The organism is Streptomyces bacillaris, from assembly GCF_003268675.1.
In the GTDB taxonomy this organism is placed as follows: domain Bacteria; phylum Actinomycetota; class Actinomycetes; order Streptomycetales; family Streptomycetaceae; genus Streptomyces; species Streptomyces bacillaris.
This window is the reverse complement of sequence record NZ_CP029378.1, coordinates 5,276,025-5,294,500: the sequence shown is the minus strand read 5'-3', so window position 1 is coordinate 5,294,500 and position 18,476 is coordinate 5,276,025. Positions and strand designations below refer to the sequence as shown.

The window sequence follows — 18,476 nt, the reverse complement described above, 5'->3', positions numbered from 1 at the left end:
TGATCTTCCGGAAGGCACCAACGCGGTGGGGGGCGGATTTCATCCCTCCGCAACAAAAGGGGTGGCCGGGTCAACGCCCGACGGCGTCACACTCGTCCGATGGATTTCCGGCTCGCTCCATACTGCTATACACTGCTGGATATATACGGTTCACTATATGAAAGCACCCTTCATCATCGAGATCGAGCCGGAGGTCCGACTGTGACTGACGAACCTGCCGGCGAGTGACTACGAGCGGGCGGCCCACGCGGCGGGCAGGCTGGCGCGGAGCGCGACCACGCTGGGCGAGCCGCACTCCCGGTTCATCGGGGACGGGGTGCGGGAGCTCAGATTCGAGATGGGACGCAATCACGAGGCCGTACGAATGTCGTACTGGCTGGCGCCTGGCCGCCGGGTCGTCCTGCTGACCGTCTTCCGCACGACACGGCAGCGCGAGAATGCGGAGATCGCCCGGGCCAGGCGCGCCAAGGCGGTCTGCGAGACGGAGCACGGGCCCGCCCACGACACATTCATCCGCGATGTCCAGACGCGACGTCTGGAAAGGAAGAGCCACATGGTGAGTCACGCACAGTGGAAGCTTGCCCGGGACCGGAAGGTCGCCGAGAGCATTTCGGAGGGCGAGGACAGTGCGGAGAGCGCGGAGCGGGTGAGGCGCCGCCAGGAGCTGGATCTGGCCTGGGACCTCGGGCAGGCCGTCTACGACCGCCGTACGGCGCTGGGGCTGGCCCAGACCGAGCTGGCCCGGCGGGCGCGGATGAGCCAGCCGCAGGTCTCCAAGCTGGAACTGGGGGGCTCCATGCCGACGGTGCCCCTGCTGGCCCGGCTCGCCCGTGCCCTGGACGCCGACTTCAGTCTGACGCCGCTGGGCGAGGGCGTCCGCGTCTCCTTCATCCCCCATGGCCCCGCCCACACGGGGACCGGCACGGAGCCGCCCGCCACGGAACCCGCGTCCACCGCCGGGGAAGAGACGGCGGCGGGAGCGGGCCCGGAGAGGGCGGCGGCCACGGGCTGAGGGGGCGCGCCCCGCAGACGCACCCCCCGCAGCCACGGCGGCGTCCTACAGATGCGTCGGCTCGAACATCCGCAGCAGGGCCGGAAGCACGACGACGGAGGGCCCCGGGGCCGCGAGGGCCTTGGCGAGGTCGGTGGCGAGGGAGTCCGGGGTGGTGCGGACGGCCGGGACGCCGAAGGACTCGGCGAGGGCGACGAAGTCCGGGCGGGCCAGCTCGGTGCCCGTGGCCTCGCCATAGGCGTCCGTCATGTACTCGCGCAGGATGCCGTAGCCCCCGTCGTCCACGATCAGCCAGGTCAGCGGCGCGTCGTACTGACGGGCGGTGGCCAGCTCCGCGAGGGAGTACATCGCCCCGCCGTCCCCGGAGACCGCGAGCACCGGGGTCGTCGGGTCGGCGGCGGCAGCCCCGATGGCCGCCGGGAAGGCGTAGCCGAGGCCGCCCGCGCCCTGGGCGGAGTGCATGGTGTTGGGGCGCCGGGCGTCGAAGGCGGACCAGGCCCAGTAGGACAGGATCGTCATGTCCCAGAAGCTGGGCGACCCGTCCGGCAGCGCCTGGCGGACGGCGGCGAGGACCTGCTGCTCCAGGGTCAGTTCCTGGGCGTCGATCCGGACCCGTACCTTCTCCAGCACCGTACGGACACGCTCCGCCGCCCCCGGGTCCTCGCGCCGCTCGACCGCCTCCAGCAGGTCGGACAGCGCCTCGCGGGCGTCGGAGTGGATGCCGAGCGCGGGGTGGTTGGACTCCAGCTTCCCGGCGTCCGCCTCGATCTGGATCACCCGGCCGCGCGGGCGGAAGGTGTGGTAGTTCGAGGAGAGTTCCCCGAGCCCCGAGCCGACGACGAGCAGGACGTCCGCGTCCTCCAGGAAGTCGGTGGTGTGCCGGTCCTCCAGCCAGGAGCGCAGCGAGAGCGGGTGCTCCCAGGGGAAGGCGCCCTTGCCGCCGAAGGTGGTGACGACGGGGGCGTCGATCCGCTCCGCCAGCGCGCGCAGCTTGCCGGAGGCGTCGGAGCGGACGACTCCGCCGCCCGCGATGATCACCGGGCGCTCGGCGCTGGACAGCAGGTGCGCGGCGGCGATCGTCAGCTCCGGGCGCGGGTACAGCTCGCGCGGGGTGGCGTCCATGGCGCTGACGACCGGCAGCGTCGTCTCCGCCAGCAGCACGTCCTGCGGAATCTCCACCCAGACCGGCCCGTGCGGGGCGGTCAGCGCGGACTCCCAGGCGGCGGCGATCGCGGACGGGATCTGCGAGGCGGCCCGCACGGTGTGCACGGACTTCACGATGTCGCGGACGGAGGCCTGCTGGTCGCGCAGCTCGTGGAGGTAGCCGTGGCGCCCGCCGCCGAGCCCCGCCGTGGGGACCTGGCTGGCGATCGCGAGGACGGGCGCGGAGGCGGCGGCGGCCTCCTGGAGCGCGGCGAGCGAGGTGAGCGCGCCGGGCCCGGTGGAGAGGAGGAGCGGGGCGACCTCGCCGGTGATCCGGCCGTACGCGTCGGCGGCGAACCCGGCGTTGTTCTCGACGCGGAGTCCGACGTACCGGAGCGACGAGCGGCGCAGCGCGTCGAACATGCCGAGCGCGTGCTGGCCGGGCAGCCCGAAGACGGTGGTCGCGCCGAGCCCCTGGAGGGACTCGACGACGAGGTCACCGCCGGTGCGGCCGGGCGGCGGGGTGAGTACGGCGGCGGCCTGGGCGGCGGTGAGCTGCGGCCGGTCGTCGTGGTCGTGGCTCACCGGGCGTCCTCGGCGCTCTTCGGGCCCCTGGAGGCCGCGATCTGGCGGGACATGATCGTCGTCAGCTCGTACGCGGTGTGGGAGGCGGCCACGGAGGTGATCTCGGCGTGGTCGTACGCGGGCGCCACCTCGACCAGGTCGGCGGAGACCAGGTGGCAGGAGGAGAGCCCGCGGAGGATCTCCAGCAGCTCGCGGGAGGTGAGGCCGCCGGCCTCGGGGGTGCCGGTGCCGGGGGCGTGCGCCGGGTCCAGGACGTCGATGTCGATGGAGATGTAGAGCGGCCGGTCCCCGATGCGCTGGCGCAGCTGGTCGGCGATCTCGTCGACGCCGCGCCGCATGACGTCGGCGGAGGTGACGATGCCGAAGCCCATCTTCTCGTCGTCGGTCAGGTCCTGCTTGCCGTAGAGCGGGCCGCGGGTGCCGACGTGGGAGAGGGCGGAGGTGTCGAGGATGCCCTCCTCGACGGCCCGGCGGAACGGGGTGCCGTGGGTGTACTCGGCGCCGAAGTAGGTGTCCCAGGTGTCCAGGTGCGCGTCGAAGTGGAGCAGGGCGACGGGCCCGTGCTTCTTGGCGACGGAGCGCAGGAGCGGCAGGGCGATGGTGTGGTCGCCGCCGAGCGTCATGAGGCGGGCGCCGGTGCCCAGCAGGTCGTCGGCGGCGGCCTCGACGGTCTCCACGGCCTCGTTGATGTTGAACGGGTTGGCCGCGATGTCCCCGGCGTCCGCGACCTGCGCGAGGGCGAACGGGGAGGCGTCCTGGGCCGGGTTGTACGGGCGCAGCAGCCGGGAGGCCTCACGGATGGCGTTGCCGCCGAAGCGGGCGCCGGGCCGGTAGGAGACCCCGCTGTCGAAGGGCACGCCGACGACGGCGACGTCGGTGCGGCCGACCTCGTCGAGCCGGGGCAGCCGGGCGAACGTCGCGGGCCCGGCGTACCGCGGGATGCGGGAGGAGTCGACGGGGCCGCGCGGCGCTTCGTTGCTGCTCATGGGGGTGTGCCTTTCCTTCGGGTTCGTACGGTGTCCAGTGTGCGGGGTGCGGGCAGACACGGGTGCGAGGAAGACGGTAGGTGGCCCGGGGGCGGGGCAGAAGTGTACGTTTCCTCCATCAGCACCGCCCCGAATGGACGAATCATCCATGCCGCCGCCCTCCGTGACCGCCCCGGGCCCGCCCACTCCTCCCGTCCCGCTCGCCGCCCTGCTCGCCCGCGAGGAGCTGGGCCTGCGCCGGATCGCGGGCCCGGCCGACGCCGACCTGCTCTGGGTGCACACCTCGGAGATGGCCGACCCCTACCCGTACCTCCTCGGCGGTGAGCTGCTGCTGAGCGCCGGGGTGCTGCTCACGGACCCGGACCGCTATGTGGCGCGGCTGGTGGAAGCGGGGGCGGCGGCGCTGGGGTTCGGGGTGCGGCCGGTGCACGAGAGCGTCCCGGAGGCGCTGGTCGAGGCGTGCGACCGGTACGGTCTGCCGCTGCTGGAGGTGCCGCCGGAGACCCCGTTCACGACGATCGCGCGGGCGGTGTGGCGGCTGATGGCCGAGGCCCGCCACCGGGAGCTGCGCCGGGTGACCCGCGCCCAGCAGGCCCTGGCGACGGCGGCGGCCCGCCCCGACCCCGTACCGGCGGTCCTCCACCAGCTCGCCACCCACCTGGACGGCCGGGCGCTTCTGCTGACGGCGACCGGCGAGGAACTCCACACGGCGGGCCGCCACCCGTCCCCGGAGGCGGCCGCGGCCCTGGCGCGCCTGGCCGGCCTGGTCACCCGCGACCGCCCGGGCGCCCCCGCCTCGGCCACGGACACGGCGGGCGGGACGCAGCTGTCGGCGTACGCGCTGGGCGGCGAGGTCTCCTCCGCCTCCTCCCGGGACCGGAGCGACCTCCGTACCCCGACGCGAGCCGACCGCCCCACCCGGGGCCAGGCCCGGGACGAACGCCGCACGCACTCCCGGGACGAACGCGTCACCGCACCCCCGCCCCAGCCCCAGCCCCAGCCCCAGCCCCAGCCCCAGCCCCAAGGCGAGCGCCTGGCCCTCGCCCTGGCAACGCGCCGACGGGAACCGGGCGACCACACGGTGGCAGGGATCGCGGTGGTCCTGCTCTCCCTCCTGACCGCCCCGCACCGGGGCACGGCCGCGGCGGACCGCTCGGCAGCGCTCGTACGGCTCCTGCTCGGCGCCTCCCCCGCCGAGGTGGCCCCGCTGCTGGGCCCGGAAGGCCCCTGGACGGTGGTCCACGCCCGCCGCACGGACGGCACGCGCGCGGACGCCCTGACGGCGGGGGCACTAGGTGCGTCACTGGGCTCGACCCTGGTGGACGCGGGGTACGGGGAGGGCGACGCAGTACGGGTCCTGCTCCAGGAGCCCCACGCCCCGGCCCCGCAACCCGGCTGGACCCTGGGCGCCGCCACCCCCACCCCGCTCCCCGCCCTCCCCGCCGCCGACCTCCGGGCGGCCCGCGCCCTGGCCCACGCGGAGGCGACTCGCACCCCCCTGGCGACGGAGACCCCCGCCACCGGTCTGGCTTCCCTGATCCCACCCGACCGGGCGGCCGCCCACGCCCGCTCCCTCCTCGCCCCGCTCACCCCGCCCCTGGCCGGGACCCTGCGCTGCTGGCTCTCCCTCCACGGCAGCTGGGACCGTACGGCGGTGGCCCTGGCCGTACACCGCAACACCGTCCGACAACGCATCGGACGGTGTGCGGAGTTGCTGGGGTTGGACCTCAACGACATGGACGTACGGACGGAGTTGTGGTTCGCGCTGCGGCAGGAACCGCCGTCCGCCCCGTGACCGCGGAGTGTGTCAGTGATTCGGAAACGAGGAGATCCGGTTGACGAGGAGATCTGGTTGACGAGGAGATCTGGTTCAGGAGGTGCGGTCCGATGGACCTGGTTCAGGCCCCCTCCCCCCGCCCCTCCTCCCTGCGGACCGCCACCGTGGCCGAGCGGGGGCGGCCGGAGCGGTGGTGGTCGGGCCAGTTGCTCACCTTGTGGGGGGTGCTGGCGTCCGGGGTGCCCCAGCGGGTCGTGCGCTCGCCGGGGTGCTGGATGTTGACGAAGAGCGTCCGGGCGTCGGGGGTGGTGGTCACGCCGGTGACCTCGGCGCCCCGGGGGGCGGTGAGGAAGCGGCGTACCTCGCCGGTCGTGGGGTCGGCGGCCAGCAGTGCGTTGTTCCCGGCCGCCCGGTGGAGGGGCGCGGGGCCTCCCAGGTCGCGGCCGGAGACCCCGGTGGAGATCCAGAGCGTGCCGTCGGCGGAGAACCAGAGGCCCTTGGGGGCGGCGAAGACCCCGTCGGCCGGGCGGTCCGGGTCGTCGGCGGCCAGGAACTCCTCCCAGTGGAAGGCGGGTTGCCGGGTGCGGCGGCCGGCCGGTTGCTCGCGCCAGCGGATGATGCGGCCGTACGGGTCGGTGGTGCGGCACACCCCCCGGTCGGCGGCGGCCGGCTCCTTGCCGCTCGTGCAGGCCGGGCCGCCGGGGCTGTTGGCCAGTGCCAGGTAGGCCCGGCCGTCCCTCGGGTTCACCGCGACCCGTTCGGGCCGGGCCAGCGGGGTGGCGCCCAGGGCGTCGGCGGCCAGCCGGGTCCGGAGGAGGACGTCGGCCTGGTCGCGCCAGCCCTTGTCGCGGGTGAGCGGGCCGTGGCCGTGGCTCAGCGGGAGCCAGTCGCCCCCGCCGTCGGCGCCGAACCGGGCCACGTACAGCGTGCCGTGGTCCAGCGGGCTCCGGCCCTTGGCCCGCAGTTCCCGCCAGTCGCCCGCGCTGACGTACTTGTACAGGTACTCGCCGTCCTCCGCGTCCGTGCTGTAGACGACGAGGCGTCCGGCCGCCTCGGTCACGGTGGCGCCGCCGTGGGCGAACCGGCCGAGCGCGGTCCGCTTGACCGGGGGCGCCGAGGGGTCCCGGGGGTCCAGCTCCACGATCCAGCCGAACTGCTCGGGGCTCGCCTTGGCGGAGGCCAGGTCGAAGCGCTCGTCCGCCCGGTGCCAGGGGTGGCCGTGGCCGTCGGCGGACAGCCCGTACCGTACGTGCGTCTCACCGCGCCGCCACTCCGGATCGTCGGTCCCGAAGACGGCGTCGGCGTTCTCCTCGGCCACCAGGCAGGTGCCCCAGGGGGTGAGGCCCTGGCCGCTCGGGGCCAGCACCCCGCGCGCCCGGCCCGCCGCGGGTCCCGGCGCCGGGACCGGGCCGGAGAACCGTACGGGCGAGTCGGCGGTGATCCTGCGGTTGTACGCGGAGTCCACCACCTCCCAGATGCCCTCCACCTCCCGCATCTCCAGCACGGTCAGGCCCTGCGCGGCCATGGCCTTGCGGGCGTCGCCGCCCAGCAGGGCGGGGTCCGTGCTCTCGTGGCTGATCACCAGGAGGCCGCGCGGTTCGCCCTCCGGCCCGTCGTCGAGCGGGAGGAACTGGACACCGTGGTGGTGGCTGCCGACCTGGCCCGCCTGGTCGGCGGCCGTCGCGCTCGCGTCCGCCCGCCAGTCGGGGCCGGTCGTGTGGACGGGGCCGCCCCAGGGGGCGAGGACGTCGGCCCGGAAGCCGGCCGGTACGGCGACGGCGTCCGCCTCGCTCGCCGCGACGGCCGTGAACTGCGCGAGGCTCCGGCGGGCCGCCGCCCCGGCCGGTGCGGGCGAGGGGCCGGCGGGCGGGGCCGGAGCGGTGGGCGCGAGCGCGGCCGCCGCCGGAGTGCCCAGGACGAGCAGCCCTGCCGCCGCCAGTGCGCCACCGGCGACCACGCCCCGTCTGGAGGGTCCGGCCGTCGGGTGGGTGGTGGCGGTCTGCGTGTCGTCGCGCATCAGAACCTCCCCTGGTTCAGCGCGGTCTGGAGCGCCCTGGTGGTGGTCGTGCCCCAGGCGCCGTCGATCGTGAGCTTGGTGCCGGTCATCAGCATCAGGTGGCGTTGCAGGGCCTTCACCGTGTTCGGGCCGGTGTCGCCGTCCACGGTCAGTCCGGCATTGGACCAGGTGTTGAGGTGGCGTTGGAGCGCGCGCTTGGACTCGGCGCCCCAGACGCCGTCGGCGGTGACGCCGATGGCCCGCTGGGTGAAGGCGATGGTCCGGGGGCCGAAGTCGCCGTCCACGGTCAGGTTCGGGCCGTCGGAGAAGCGGGTGAACGCGGTCTCGGTGTCCGGGCCCCAGAGGCCGTCGGCCGTGACGCCCACCCGGGTCTGGAGCCATTTCACCCCGGTCTCGGTCTGCGGGCCGAAGAGGCCGTCCTCCGTCAACTTGGGCGTGTGTCCCAGGCTGTTGACGGCTTTCTGCTGGCGCAGGACGGACCGGACCGTCGTCAGGCCGCCGTCGGACCAGGTGGCGCCGCCCTTGGCGAGGTCGCGGTAGGCGGCCTCCGTCGCGGGGCCCCACAGTCCGTCCGCGGGGACCCCGGCCCTGGTCTGGAGCCACTTCACACCGGCTTCGGTCCGCGGGCCGAACACGCCGTCGACGTCCAGCTTCGGCGTGTGGCCCAGGTCGTTGACCGCCTTCTGCTGCGAGGCGATGGACCGGACCGAGCTCATGCCCTTCCCGGGGCCGCCGGTGCTGGTGTACGCGCGGTAGGCGGCCTCCGTGTCCGGGCCCCAGATCCCGTCCGCGGTGACGCCGACCTTGGCCTGGAGCCACTTGACACCGGCGACGGTCTTCGGGCCCGTGATCCCGTCGACGTCCAACGGCGGTGTGTAGCCGAGGCTGTTGACCGCCTTCTGCTGGGAGGCCACCGACCGTACGCCGCCGGTGCCCCCGCCGCCGCCTCCGCCGTCACCGTCGCCGATGTCCGACCAGCCGTCCACCGGCATCCCCGAACTCACCCAGGCGCGGAGGTCGTTGCCGGGGCAGGAGGTGGAGCCCAGGGCGCTGTGGTACGTCTTGGAGAGCGTCCGGCCGAAGACGGTGTTCGCCTTCTCGTAGAGGCTGCGGATCGAGACCTTGGCCGCCTTGGTGGCGTCCCCGTCCCGGCCGATGAAGCAGACGGCGATGTGCGACCGGTTGTAACCGGAGGTGTGGGCGCCCTCGTTGTTCCAGCCCCGGCCCTCGTAGATGCGGCCCGCGGTGTCCACCAGGAAGTTGTAGCCGATGTCCGACCAGCCGTTGGAGTCCATGTGGTAGTTCTGGATCTGCCGCACGGTCTGCGAGGACGGTCCGGCCGAGTAGTGGACCACGAAGCCCCTGCGCTCCGACGCGGGCACCTTGACGACCGACTTCGGGGCCCGCGCTCCCCAGGAGCCCCGGGAGATGATGTTCAGGGCGGCGGCCTCCGCGCCCTGCTTGGCGGGCGGTTCGGGGTCGATGGACGAGCCGGCCTTCGCGTACGGGAGCAGGTTCGCCCCCGGGCACTCGGTGTCCCAGCCGCCTGCCCGGTGCGGGAGGAGTTCCCCTCCGGCCCGCCGCTCGCGCGGGAGTTCGTAGCGCAGGTGGTGGATGAGCTTCTTCATCGACGCGAGCATCGCGGACGTCGGCTTGTCGGGGACGCCGAGCATGCCCTGAATCGAGTAGAAGGCGGTGTTGCGGCCGAGTTCACGCCCGCCGCTCAGGGCGATGGTGGCGCCGCCGTTAGCCTCGCCCCGCTGGTGGCCCCGGCCTTCGTAGACCGTGCCGTGCGGGCAGACGAGGTAGTTGTACTTGATGTCGCCGGAGTCCGGGTAGTGGTCGGCGAACATGCTCGCGACCTTCTTGCGGCAGTCCGTCTCCGAGGCCGGGGAGAAGGAGGTCCGGCTCCCTGTGTAGTGGACGAAGACCCCGCCCCGCCACGGCTCCCAGGTCCGGCCGGAGGGCTGCGGCGGCTTGCCGTAGGTGCGGATGTACCAGTCGTTGTCGCGGCCCTCCCACAGGCGCGTGGCCAACGGCATGTCGATGTGCACGGCCCATACGGACCTCTTCTGGATGGTGACGGACGCCATGGTCCTCTGATCACCGCTCTCTCGGCTCTCACGGATCTGCTGGACGTGCGGGGAGAGGGGAGGGAACGGGAGGTACGGGCGGGCGCGCCCGCGCACCGGCCGGGCCCGCTCCCCCGTGGCGGGCCCGGCGGCTCTCCCGTGGGTCAGGAGGAGACGTTCCAGTCGAGCTTGCCGCTCCAGGTACGGGAGCCCTCACCGATGTCGGCCGCGGCGCCCAGGCAGAAGGAGGTGCCGGCCGCGAAGTTGGTGCCGAGCCGCTTGCGGCCGGTGTCGTGGGCCGCGAAGTGGACGGACTGGCCGCGCACGCTGCGGTCGCTGCACTTGTACCAGAAGACCTTCATGTCGACGGAGCGCGCGTTGATCTTCAGGTAGATGTTCGAACCGCCGACCGAGATCGTGCGGGCCGTCGAGTAGTACGTGGTCGTCGACTTCACCGTGCCCGAGACGGAGGCGGTGGCCGCCTGGGCGGGGCCGGCGAATCCGATCACGGCGGCCATGGCCGCAGCGGCGGGGACGAGGATCCTGCTCTTCTTCATGTCTCTTCCTGGGGCTGGTGGTCCGGAACGCCGTGATCAGCGGGTACGGGAGGACGGGCGGTGCCAGGAGCGTCGCCGTCCCTGGCGCGGGAGAGCCAGGAATCCCGTCGCATGCGGGAGAAGTCGGGACGGCCGCCGCCGTGAGCTGCGGTTTCCCTCCGGTACGTGGGACGGGCTGGGACGTCCCTGTCCGTACGGGGACACCTCCGCGGCGTCCCGCCCGTACGGGGACGCCCTCGCGGCGTCTCCCGGCCGCCGGGCCCCGTCCCGTACCCGTCCCTCGCACGTCCCCGCCCCGGCCCCGCCCCGGCCGGGTCCGTGCAGGTCAGAGACGTCCCGGAGCACGGCCCGTCCCCGGCTGTCCCCGGTTCTCCCAGGAGCCGGCGGATCGGCCGCCGGGCCGGTCAAGACTGTTGTGCGTCAAGGAAGTCCGCCCGAAGGAAACGAAGGACACATCCGCATGAGACGTCTCCCCGCCCTGCTCGCCACGGTCCTGGCAGCGGTGCTCGCGACCCTCCTGAGCGCCCCCGCCGCCCAGGCCGCGAGCTGGCCCGTGGTGGGCAGCGGCAGCACCGGCGCCAATGTCACCACCATCCAGCACCTCCTCACCGCCCGGAACCACGCCACCGCGGCCGACGGGATCTTCGGCAGCGGCACCGCCGACAAGGTGAAGAGCTTCCAGCGCTCCCAGAGCCTCACCGCCGACGGCGTCGTGGGCCCCGACACCTGGTCCAAGCTGATCGTCACGGTCTCCTCCGGCTCGAACGGCAGCGCGGTGAAGGCGGCGCAGGTGCAGCTCAACCGGTACGGTCACGGCCTGGCCGTGGACGGAGCCTTCGGGTCCGGTACGGCCTCCGCCGCCAAGAAGTTCCAGCAGAGCAAGGGGCTGAGCGCGGACGGGATCGTCGGCCCCGACACCTGGCGGGCGCTGGTCTCCGGCTCGGGCTCCGGCGGGGGCGGAGGCGGCGGTTCCACCAAGCTGACGCACGCCCAGGTCTCCTCGATGTTCAGCGGCGCGGGCATCACCTGGACCTCGACCGGCAACTGCTCGAACCGCAACGTCAGCACCTGCACCTCCTTCGAGCAGATGCGCCGGACCACCGCCGAGGGCACCGTCGCCCTCAAGCGCGCCAGCGGCTGCGCGATCCTGGTCACCGGGGGTACGGAGACGGGCCACGCCGGCGGCACGTACAGCCACTGGAACGGCTACAAGGTCGACTTCAGCCCGCAGTCCTGCATCAGCAACTACATCACCCGCACCTTCACCCGCATCGGCGACCGGGGTGACGGCGCCACCCAGTACAAGTCCGCCTCGGGCAACATCTACGCGCGCGAGAGCAGCCACTGGGACGTCACGTTCCACAACTGAGCCCGCCACTGGGCTCACTGAGGTTCCGTCAGCTGAGTCCGCCGAGGAGACATCGGCGGCACCCGGTGGCCGCTGCGGGCAGCGGCCACCGGGTCCCTCACCGTCGCAGGCGGATCAGCCCCGCTCGCTCTCGTCGGTGACGGATTCGCGCAGGGGCTTCCCGCCGCCCACGCCCGTGCAGAAGTTCTCCCCGTCGCGGAGATCCGCGCACGCCTTCACCGCGGCCGGGTAGGGCGCCTCGACCATCATGGAGTACGTGTCCCCGTCGTAGCTGATCGACCGCTCCTGGATCACGCCCTGCTCGGTCATGACCCGCGCGGTGTCCCCCACCCCCGCCTCGGTGAGCCGCGCCCAGGCCGACCGGCAGCCGGGGCTGTAGCGCAACTCCAGGTAGGCGTCCCCGCGTTGGGCGACGGCCGCCGTCCAGACGCCGATGTGGCAGTTCAGCCGCTGCGGGTCCTTCGCCCGGCACTCGGTCCCGATGCAGCCGGGGCCGCCCGCCGTCCGCTCCTCGCTCACGAGGGCGCCCGCCGTGGCTCCGGCCCGCTCCTTCTCCCCCCGGTCCGTACCGAGCGGGATCCCCACCGCCAGGCCGACGGCCGCCCCCACGCTCGCGATCCCCGCGAGGACCAGGCCCTTGCGCCACGGCCCGGCGACCGCCTTCCGGGGGCTCGGCGGTCCCCCGCCGTCGGAGCTTCCCCCGGCCGCGGGTTCCGGCGCCGGGGCCGACGCGAGGTCCGACGCGGCGGCGGGCTCGGTGGCCGGGAGGGAGGCCGGCGCGGGGACGGGCACGGAGACCGAGGCCGCGAGGGACGTTCCGGCGGCGTGGCCGTCGACCTCCGCCTCGCCCGACCCCTCTGCCTCCGGGGCGACTTCACCGCCCGCCGCGCGGTCCGGCCCGGCGGTCACCCGCCCCCCGGACCCGGCCGCCGCCGGGCCTCTGACCGGTGCGTCCCCCGTCTGCTCGCGCTCGGCCCGTTCCGCCCGCTCGGCCCGGTTCCTGAGCATCAGCAGCTCGTCGGGGCGTACGCCCACGGTCTGTGCGAAGGCCACCACGGCGGACTCGGGCGGGATCACCTTGCCGTTGAGATACCGCTCCCAGGACGACTTGCTGTAGTTGGTGCGCTTCGCCAGCGCGGCGAGAGTCAGCCTGTTGAGTTCACGCAGTCTGCGGAGTTCCGCCGACAGTTCCGGGGCCGCCGCTTCGACTCTTCGACGCTCCGAGGTCATGCTGTGCCTTCCTGCCACGCACTCACGGTCCAAGTAAAGGCACCTTAAATCGTGAAGGTGTCCGAGACCCTTGGCACAGTCGAATCCATGTCCGAGACTGGACGGCCGAAAACCTCAGCGGCCGCCGGAGAAAAGGCTGTTGGCGGTCGGCCGCAGGTGGTGTCGCCGTAACTGCCGTGACTGAGTACGCACACTCATGTCCGCAGCCCGCCCCGCTCCTACCGTGGCTCCATGAACACCGGTACGCCGTATGTGAGCGCTCTCGCCTGAACGCCGACGCAGTGGCCGCTGCTCTGTCTGCGCACCGTGGCCGTCCTGGCCGGATTCGGGCTGCTCGTGAACCTGGGCGTGCTGTACGCGTCCGTCTTCGCCACCGACGACTGCGGTTCGGCCACGCCCACCCCTTTCCGCTGCACCACGACGGGCACGCTGACGATGTACGCGCTGCCGTGGATGGGCCCGATCGTGGCGGCGGTGGCCGCGGCCGGGCTGGGGCTCGACGCCTTCGGGCGCGGGGAGTCGCCCTGGCGGTTCCTGCTGGCGGGGGCCGGTGCGCATCTGGCGTCGATCGCCGCCGTCGGCGCCATCGTCTTCCGGGGGCGCGGGGGCCGGAAGGCGGCCGCGTCATGAGCATCGGCACCGACGCGTACCGGCACTGGCAGGGCAAGGCGGTCCGCAGGCCCGGCGATGTGACGGCCACGACCCCGCTGGACTGGCAGGTGGAGAAGTACCGCGAGGCCGAGCGGCGCCTCACCCTCCGGCACCTGCCGTCCGCGGCCACCGGCCCCACGGGCCGCGCCACCGCCGACGCCCTCACGCAACTGGCGTTGAGCGAGTCCGTACGCCGTACCGTCCTGCGGCGCCGCGGCGGAACCGTCCACGCCGCCCTGGAGTTGGGGGCCACCTGGAGCGAGGTGGCCGCCGCGCTGGACTGCTCCCCGGACGAGGCGCGGGCCGCGCTCAGGTCGTACGCGGAGGAGCAGCGGCAGCGCCACGAGGACGACCTGAGGGCCGGCCAGAACCCCACGGGCCTCTCCCCCGGGCAGGACCGCTCCGCCCTCGCCCTCGTCGACCTGGCCGATCACGAACGTACGCCGGGCACGGAGCAGGGGCCGGGCGCCTGAACCGGGGGCGGGCGCCCGAACCGGAAGCGGGGCGGGGCGGAACGCGTACCTCCGCGTTCCGCCCCGCCCCGCTCTGTTCCGCCCCGCCCCGCCCGGCGCCGTCTCCGTCGCCGGATCGGGTCAGACGCGGCGGTGGCGACCGTAGTACTCCCCCGTCGTGCGGTGGAAGTCCGCGTCGCCGATGTGCTTGTCCTTGTCGAACTCCGGGGCGTCCTTGATCTGGTCCTTCGTGAGGTCGATGTAGACCTTGCGGTCGTCGGCGTCGATCCGGCTCACCGTGCCCGCCGGGAGCAGGACGTGCTTGCCGAAGATCCATACGCCGGTGTCGACCACCAGATACGAGGACGTGACGTCGTCGGAGTGCTTGTCGACCTTGCCGATGCTGCCGTCGGTCGCCTCGACCTTGTAACCGATCAGGTCGGTGCCGACGGTGTGGCCGACGGCCGGCTGGTAGCCCCACAGGTTCTCGCTCATGAAAAACTCCTTCGATCGCAGATCGCACATGCCGTGTCGTCGCGCCCTGTCCTGAGCGGCGGCTGCCAGCCTCGTGCCCCGCGCCTTCCGCACCATGTCCGCGAACTCGTGCGTTTTTCCCTCCATTTCGCGGGAATTCGACGCACCCGCGCAACGCGCCCCGGTCCCGCCCCCGGCGGCATCCGGAGCGGTGCGGAAAAGTCATGGGTTTCGGATCGGCTGGGGCGTCAACGCTAGGGAAAGACCCTGCCCACGGGCGCACGACGGGGCTCAGCTCGACCGAGGGTGTTCCAGCATGGGCGTAGAGCGTTCCGGGCCTGATCACGGGCTCCGCGACGTGGCGAGGGCGATGCGCGGGGTCATCGAGCTGCTGGAGGTCTACTGGGCGAGGGTTCCGGCGGGTGCCTTGCCCGTCACCGTCTCCGCGCCGCAGCTCCGGGTCATGTACGTGCTCGAACGCCGGGAGGGCATCAATCTGCGGCAGCTCGGGGCGGAGCTGGACGCCGCCCCCTCCTCGGTGAGCCGGCTCTGCGACCGGCTGGAGGCCCTCGGTTTCGTACGCCGGTCCTCCAGCCCGGCCAGCCGGCGCGAGGTCGAGCTGCGGCTGACCGCCCAGGGGCGGGCCCACCTCGACCGGCTGCGGGCCCGGCGCGAGGAGCGGCTGGCGGCCGTGCTGGCGCGGGTGACACCGGCGTCCCGGGCCCGGCTGATGGAGGCGGTGGAGGTCGTCCGGGCCGCGCTCGTCGACGTACATGCGGACACACCGGCGCCCGGGGCCGGGCACCCTCCGGACGAGGGGACGGCGCGGCGGACGGGCTGACCGCCCCGGCCGCCGGGGGCCCGGCCCCGCTCCCCTCGCGGAGACGCGGCGGGAGCCGGAACGCGTGCTCAGCATCACCCTGGACAGCTCCGTGACCGACCGGTAACTTCGATGGAGAATGAGCAAGCGCTTAGCCATGCCCGGTGAGCGTGCGCGAGCGACCGACACACCAGCCGACCAGGGAGGCACCCCGTGCGCCGTACGGTATTCAACGAGGACCACGAGGCGTTCCGGGAGACCATCCGCGCCTTCATCGCCGCCGAGGTCGTGCCGGTCTACGACGAGTGGTTCGCCGCCGGCCAGGCGCCGCGCGACTTCTACCTCAAGCTGGGCGAGCTGGGCATCTTCGGCATCGAGGTCGACGAGGAGTACGGCGGCGCGGGCATCGACTCGCACAAGTACGAGGCCGTGATCTACGAGGAGACCGCCCGCGCGGGCGTCACCTTCGGCGGCTCCGGCGTGCACACGCTGCTCGGTCTCCCGTACATCAAGATGCTCGCCACCGACGAGCAGAAGAAGCGCTGGCTGCCGAAGTTCGCGACCGGTGAGGAGATGTGGGCCCTCGCGATGACCGAGCCGGGCACCGGCTCCGACGTCGCGGGCATGAAGACCACCGCCAAGCTCTCCGAGGACGGCACGCACTACGTCCTCAACGGCGCGAAGACCTTCATCACCGGTGGTGTCCACGCCGACCGCGTCATCGTCTGCGCCCGCACCGCCGCCCCGCGCGAGGACGACCGCCGCTTCGGCATCTCCCTCTTCGCCGTCGACACGAAGTCCGAGGGGTACTCGGTCGGCCGCAAGCTCGACAAGCTGGGCCTGCGCACCTCCGACACCGCCGAGCTGGCGTTCGTCGACGTCAAGGTCCCGGTCGAGGACCTGATGGGCGAGGAGAACAAGGGCTTCGGCTACCTCGGCACCAACCTGGCCTCCGAGCGCTGGGGCATCGCCTTCGGCGCGTACGCCCAGGCCGCGGCCGCCGTCCGGTTCGCCAAGGAGTACGTGCAGGACCGCACGGTCTTCGGCAAGACCGTCGCCTCCTTCCAGAACACCAAGTTCGAGCTGGCCGCCTGCCAGGCCGAGGTGGACGCGGCCCAGGCCGTCGCGGACCGCGCGCTGGAGGCGCTGGACGCCGGTGAGCTGACGGCGGCCGAGGCCGCCTCCGCCAAGCTGTTCTGCACCGAGGTCGCCCACCGCGTGATCGACCGCTGCCTCCAGCTGCACGGCGGCTACGGCTTCATGAACGAGTACCCGATCGCCCGCCTGTACGCGGACAACCGCGTCAACCGCATCTACGGCGGCACCAGCGAGGTCATGAAGTCGATCATCGCCAAGTCGATGGGGCTGTGAACGCTCCGGAAACCGGTTCGGCAAGGACGGCGTTCTCTCCATGAGCGCAGCACTCGATTCCCTGCTCGATCTGCTCGACCTGGAGCGGATCGAGCGGGACATCTTCCGGGGCACGAGCCGCAGTGCGGTCGTGCCCCGGGTGTTCGGCGGGCAGGTCGCGGCCCAGGCGCTGGTCGCCGCGGGCCGGACGGTCCCGGCAGACCGGGGTGCCCATTCCCTGCACGCGTACTTCCTGCGCGCGGGCGATCCGGGCGCGCCCATCGTCTACACCGTGGACCGCATCCGCGACGGGAAGTCCTTCACCACCCGCCGGGTCGTCGCCGTCCAGCACGGGCAGCCGATCTTCCACCTCTCGGCCTCCTTCCAGAGTCACGAGGAGGGGCTGGAGCACCAGGCGGACATGCCCGCCTCGCCCGATCCGGAGACCCTGCCCACGGCCGCCGAGATGCTGCCCCGGTACGCGCACCTCTTCGCGGACCCGGGGATGGCGGACCGGCTGAGCGAGGCGCGGGCCGCCGTCGATCTGCGGTACGTGGACGAGCCGCCGTTCGGGACCGTGGGCGAGGCGCGCGAGCCGCGTTCGCAGGTCTGGTTCCGGACCAACGGCAAGCTGGCGGACGACCCGCTGCTGCACGTCTGCATGGCCACGTACGTCTCCGACATGACCCTGCTGGACTCGGTGCTCCTGGCCCACGGGCGGGGCGGCTGGGCGGTCGGGGACGTGGTCGGGGCGAGTCTGGACCACGCGATGTGGTTCCACCGGCCGTTCCGGGCGGACGAATGGCTGCTGTACGACCAGGAGTCGCCGTCGGCCTCCGGCGGGCGGGGGCTGGGCCAGGCCCGGATCTACACCGCCGACGGGCGCCTCGCGATCACCGTCATCCAGGAGGGTGTCGTCCGCGTGCCCCGGGGATGAGCGCCGCCTGACGCTCCCGTGATGAGCACCGCCCGAGGTCGCCTTTCGGACATACTCCGCACCATGAGCGATGCGCAGGCGACCGGGGCGGACGGGAAGGCAGACGGCGAGGAGTCCACCTTCACCGTGGTCGTGGCGGCCCTCGCCAATCTCGGAATCGCCGTGGCGAAGGCCGTCGCCGGGCTGATCAGCGGATCGAGCGCGATGCTCTCCGAGGCGGCCCACTCGGTCGCGGACACCGTCACCGAGGTCATGCTCCTCACCGCGCTCAAGCGGAGCGGGAAGCCGGCCGACGAGGACCATCCGCTCGGTTACGGCCCCGAGCGGTACATCTGGGCCATGCTCGCCTCGATCGCCACCTTCGTCGGCGGCGCGGTCTTCGCCGTCTACGACGGGGTGCACACGCTGGTCGCGGGCGAGGAGCTGGGCAACCCGCTCGTCTCGTACGTCGTCCTCGGCATCGCCTTCCTGCTGGAGGGGTTCTCCCTGCGCACCGGCGTCAGACAGGTGCGGCGCGAGGCGGCCCGGCTGCGGGTGCCGGACACGTACTACCTGCGCCACACCCCCGACACCGCGGTGAAGGCCGTCGTCATGGAGGACTCGGCGGCCCTGATCGGGCTGCTGCTGGCGGCGGGCGGGCTGCTCGGCGGGCAGCTGACGGGGTCCGGGGTCTGGGACGGGATCGCGTCCTGTCTGATCGGCCTGCTCCTGGTGTACGTGGCCTGGGTGCTCGGCCGGTCCAACGCGCAGCTGCTCATCGGGCGCCCGCTGCCCGCGGCGATGCGGGCGGGGGTGCGCGAGGAGCTGCGGTCGGTCCCCCACATCGTCGACGTACTGGAGCTGACCACGCTCATCCAGGGACCGGCCGAGATCATGATCGCCGCGAAGGTCGACTTCCGGGACATGGCCACGGCGGCGGAGGTCGAGTGGGCCTGCGAGGAGGCGGAGGCGCAGCTGCGGGAGCGGTTCCCCTCGGTGCGGCGGGTGTATCTGGACCCGACGCCGGGGCGCGGACAGCGGCGGCCTCCCGCGCCCTGAAGGCGG

At 73.2% G+C, this 18,476-nt stretch carries 16 protein-coding genes and 2 pseudogenes; 11 read left to right on the top strand and 7 right to left on the bottom strand.

Going from position 1 to position 18,476, the window contains the following annotated elements; genetic code table 11:
* Window positions 1-205 precede the first annotated feature (205 nt).
* A pseudogene (locus DJ476_RS23055) lies at window positions 206-523 on the top strand (type II toxin-antitoxin system RelE/ParE family toxin); the annotation flags it as partial.
* Between the two features lie 30 nt (window positions 524-553).
* Entirely contained in the window at window positions 554-1,012 is a 459-nt protein-coding gene (locus DJ476_RS23050; RefSeq protein WP_112492596.1) for a helix-turn-helix domain-containing protein, read from the top strand.
* A gap of 45 nt (window positions 1,013-1,057) precedes the next feature.
* On the opposite strand, the gene DJ476_RS23045 is transcribed toward DJ476_RS23050, so the two are convergent.
* Window positions 1,058-2,740 carry a thiamine pyrophosphate-binding protein gene (locus DJ476_RS23045; RefSeq protein ID WP_112491423.1) on the bottom strand — a complete coding sequence of 561 codons (1,683 nt, stop codon included), beginning with the start codon at window positions 2,738-2,740 and terminating at the stop codon, window positions 1,058-1,060.
* Window positions 2,737-3,726, bottom strand: coding sequence for an agmatinase (speB, locus tag DJ476_RS23040; RefSeq protein WP_103418282.1), 990 nt, complete (start codon window positions 3,724-3,726; stop codon window positions 2,737-2,739). The genes DJ476_RS23045 and speB overlap by 4 nt, the downstream gene beginning before the upstream one ends.
* Window positions 3,727-3,859: 133 nt before the next feature.
* On the opposite strand from speB, the gene DJ476_RS35735 reads away from it, so the two are divergent.
* Window positions 3,860-5,521 (top strand): PucR family transcriptional regulator, encoded by a 1,662-nt coding sequence (locus DJ476_RS35735; RefSeq protein WP_318294769.1) that lies wholly within the window; start codon window positions 3,860-3,862, stop codon window positions 5,519-5,521.
* Between the two features lie 103 nt (window positions 5,522-5,624).
* Here DJ476_RS35735 and DJ476_RS23025 read toward each other — a convergent pair whose 3' ends face one another.
* The 3 genes from DJ476_RS23025 to DJ476_RS23015 form a co-directional block, all read right to left on the bottom strand.
* Window positions 5,625-7,520 (bottom strand): PhoX family protein, encoded by a 1,896-nt coding sequence (locus DJ476_RS23025; protein ID WP_112491422.1) that lies wholly within the window; start codon window positions 7,518-7,520, stop codon window positions 5,625-5,627.
* Complete coding sequence (locus DJ476_RS23020; RefSeq protein ID WP_208853523.1) at window positions 7,520-9,613, bottom strand: peptidoglycan recognition protein family protein; 2,094 nt, start codon at window positions 9,611-9,613, stop codon at window positions 7,520-7,522. Before DJ476_RS23020 ends, DJ476_RS23025 begins: the two co-directional genes overlap by 1 nt.
* A gap of 143 nt (window positions 9,614-9,756) precedes the next feature.
* Entirely contained in the window at window positions 9,757-10,149 is a 393-nt protein-coding gene (locus DJ476_RS23015; RefSeq protein WP_103418280.1) for a hypothetical protein, read from the bottom strand.
* On the opposite strand from DJ476_RS23015, the pseudogene DJ476_RS35730 reads away from it, so the two are divergent.
* Both DJ476_RS35730 and DJ476_RS36095 read left to right on the top strand, forming a co-directional pair.
* Window positions 10,109-10,876: pseudogene (locus tag DJ476_RS35730) on the top strand (peptidoglycan-binding domain-containing protein); the annotation flags it as partial. The gene DJ476_RS23015 and the pseudogene DJ476_RS35730 sit on opposite strands and share 41 nt — an antisense overlap.
* On the top strand, window positions 10,862-11,518 hold the full coding sequence (locus DJ476_RS36095; RefSeq protein ID WP_382233003.1) for a peptidoglycan-binding domain-containing protein: 657 nt from the start codon (window positions 10,862-10,864) through the stop codon (window positions 11,516-11,518). The pseudogene DJ476_RS35730 and the gene DJ476_RS36095, both read left to right, overlap by 15 nt.
* Window positions 11,519-11,632: 114 nt before the next feature.
* Here the strand turns inward: DJ476_RS36095 and DJ476_RS23005 are convergent, their stop codons facing one another.
* Entirely contained in the window at window positions 11,633-12,748 is a 1,116-nt protein-coding gene (locus tag DJ476_RS23005) for a helix-turn-helix domain-containing protein (protein ID WP_112491420.1), read from the bottom strand.
* 306 nt (window positions 12,749-13,054) lie between these two features.
* Between DJ476_RS23005 and DJ476_RS23000 the strand changes: the two genes are divergently transcribed.
* Both DJ476_RS23000 and DJ476_RS22995 read left to right on the top strand, forming a co-directional pair.
* The gene (locus DJ476_RS23000) at window positions 13,055-13,378 is read left to right on the top strand and encodes a hypothetical protein (RefSeq protein ID WP_112491419.1); all 324 of its coding nucleotides are present in this window, start codon (window positions 13,055-13,057) and stop codon (window positions 13,376-13,378) included.
* Window positions 13,375-13,872, top strand: a complete 498-nt coding sequence (locus DJ476_RS22995) for a hypothetical protein (RefSeq protein WP_112491418.1) — start codon at window positions 13,375-13,377, stop codon at window positions 13,870-13,872. Before DJ476_RS23000 ends, DJ476_RS22995 begins: the two co-directional genes overlap by 4 nt.
* Before the next feature lie 120 nt (window positions 13,873-13,992).
* Here the strand turns inward: DJ476_RS22995 and DJ476_RS22990 are convergent, their stop codons facing one another.
* Window positions 13,993-14,346: a PRC-barrel domain-containing protein gene (locus DJ476_RS22990; RefSeq protein ID WP_019764054.1), complete on the bottom strand. Its 354-nt coding sequence runs from the start codon at window positions 14,344-14,346 to the stop codon at window positions 13,993-13,995.
* A gap of 295 nt (window positions 14,347-14,641) precedes the next feature.
* On the opposite strand from DJ476_RS22990, the gene DJ476_RS22985 reads away from it, so the two are divergent.
* The 4 genes from DJ476_RS22985 to DJ476_RS22970 all read left to right on the top strand — a co-directional run bounded on the left by DJ476_RS22985 (window position 14,642) and on the right by DJ476_RS22970 (window position 18,470).
* Window positions 14,642-15,166: a MarR family winged helix-turn-helix transcriptional regulator gene (locus tag DJ476_RS22985; RefSeq protein WP_167480399.1), complete on the top strand. Its 525-nt coding sequence runs from the start codon at window positions 14,642-14,644 to the stop codon at window positions 15,164-15,166.
* Between the two features lie 192 nt (window positions 15,167-15,358).
* Window positions 15,359-16,516, top strand: coding sequence for an acyl-CoA dehydrogenase family protein (locus DJ476_RS22980; RefSeq protein ID WP_103418274.1), 1,158 nt, complete (start codon window positions 15,359-15,361; stop codon window positions 16,514-16,516).
* A gap of 40 nt (window positions 16,517-16,556) precedes the next feature.
* Window positions 16,557-17,432, top strand: a complete 876-nt coding sequence (locus tag DJ476_RS22975; protein WP_103418273.1) for an acyl-CoA thioesterase — start codon at window positions 16,557-16,559, stop codon at window positions 17,430-17,432.
* A 63-nt stretch (window positions 17,433-17,495) separates the two neighbouring features.
* Window positions 17,496-18,470, top strand: a complete 975-nt coding sequence (locus DJ476_RS22970; RefSeq protein WP_181006524.1) for a cation diffusion facilitator family transporter — start codon at window positions 17,496-17,498, stop codon at window positions 18,468-18,470.
* Window positions 18,471-18,476 lie beyond the last annotated feature (6 nt).

What these genes read in the sequence shown, in the direction of transcription:
- DJ476_RS23050 (WP_112492596.1), top strand. Translation starts at nt 554, where the DNA reads ATGGTGAGTCACGCACAGTGGAAGCTTGCCCGGGACCGGAAGGTCGCC.
- speB (WP_103418282.1), bottom strand. Translation starts at nt 3,726, where the DNA reads ATGAGCAGCAACGAAGCGCCGCGCGGCCCCGTCGACTCCTCCCGCATC.
- DJ476_RS35735 (WP_318294769.1), top strand. Translation starts at nt 3,860, where the DNA reads ATGGACGAATCATCCATGCCGCCGCCCTCCGTGACCGCCCCGGGCCCG.
- DJ476_RS23025 (WP_112491422.1), bottom strand. Translation starts at nt 7,520, where the DNA reads ATGCGCGACGACACGCAGACCGCCACCACCCACCCGACGGCCGGACCC.
- DJ476_RS23020 (WP_208853523.1), bottom strand. Translation starts at nt 9,613, where the DNA reads ATGGCGTCCGTCACCATCCAGAAGAGGTCCGTATGGGCCGTGCACATC.
- DJ476_RS23015 (WP_103418280.1), bottom strand. Translation starts at nt 10,149, where the DNA reads ATGAAGAAGAGCAGGATCCTCGTCCCCGCCGCTGCGGCCATGGCCGCC.
- DJ476_RS23005 (WP_112491420.1), bottom strand. Translation starts at nt 12,748, where the DNA reads ATGACCTCGGAGCGTCGAAGAGTCGAAGCGGCGGCCCCGGAACTGTCG.
- DJ476_RS22995 (WP_112491418.1), top strand. Translation starts at nt 13,375, where the DNA reads ATGAGCATCGGCACCGACGCGTACCGGCACTGGCAGGGCAAGGCGGTC.
- DJ476_RS22990 (WP_019764054.1), bottom strand. Translation starts at nt 14,346, where the DNA reads ATGAGCGAGAACCTGTGGGGCTACCAGCCGGCCGTCGGCCACACCGTC.
- DJ476_RS22985 (WP_167480399.1), top strand. Translation starts at nt 14,642, where the DNA reads ATGGGCGTAGAGCGTTCCGGGCCTGATCACGGGCTCCGCGACGTGGCG.
- DJ476_RS22975 (WP_103418273.1), top strand. Translation starts at nt 16,557, where the DNA reads ATGAGCGCAGCACTCGATTCCCTGCTCGATCTGCTCGACCTGGAGCGG.
- DJ476_RS22970 (WP_181006524.1), top strand. Translation starts at nt 17,496, where the DNA reads ATGAGCGATGCGCAGGCGACCGGGGCGGACGGGAAGGCAGACGGCGAG.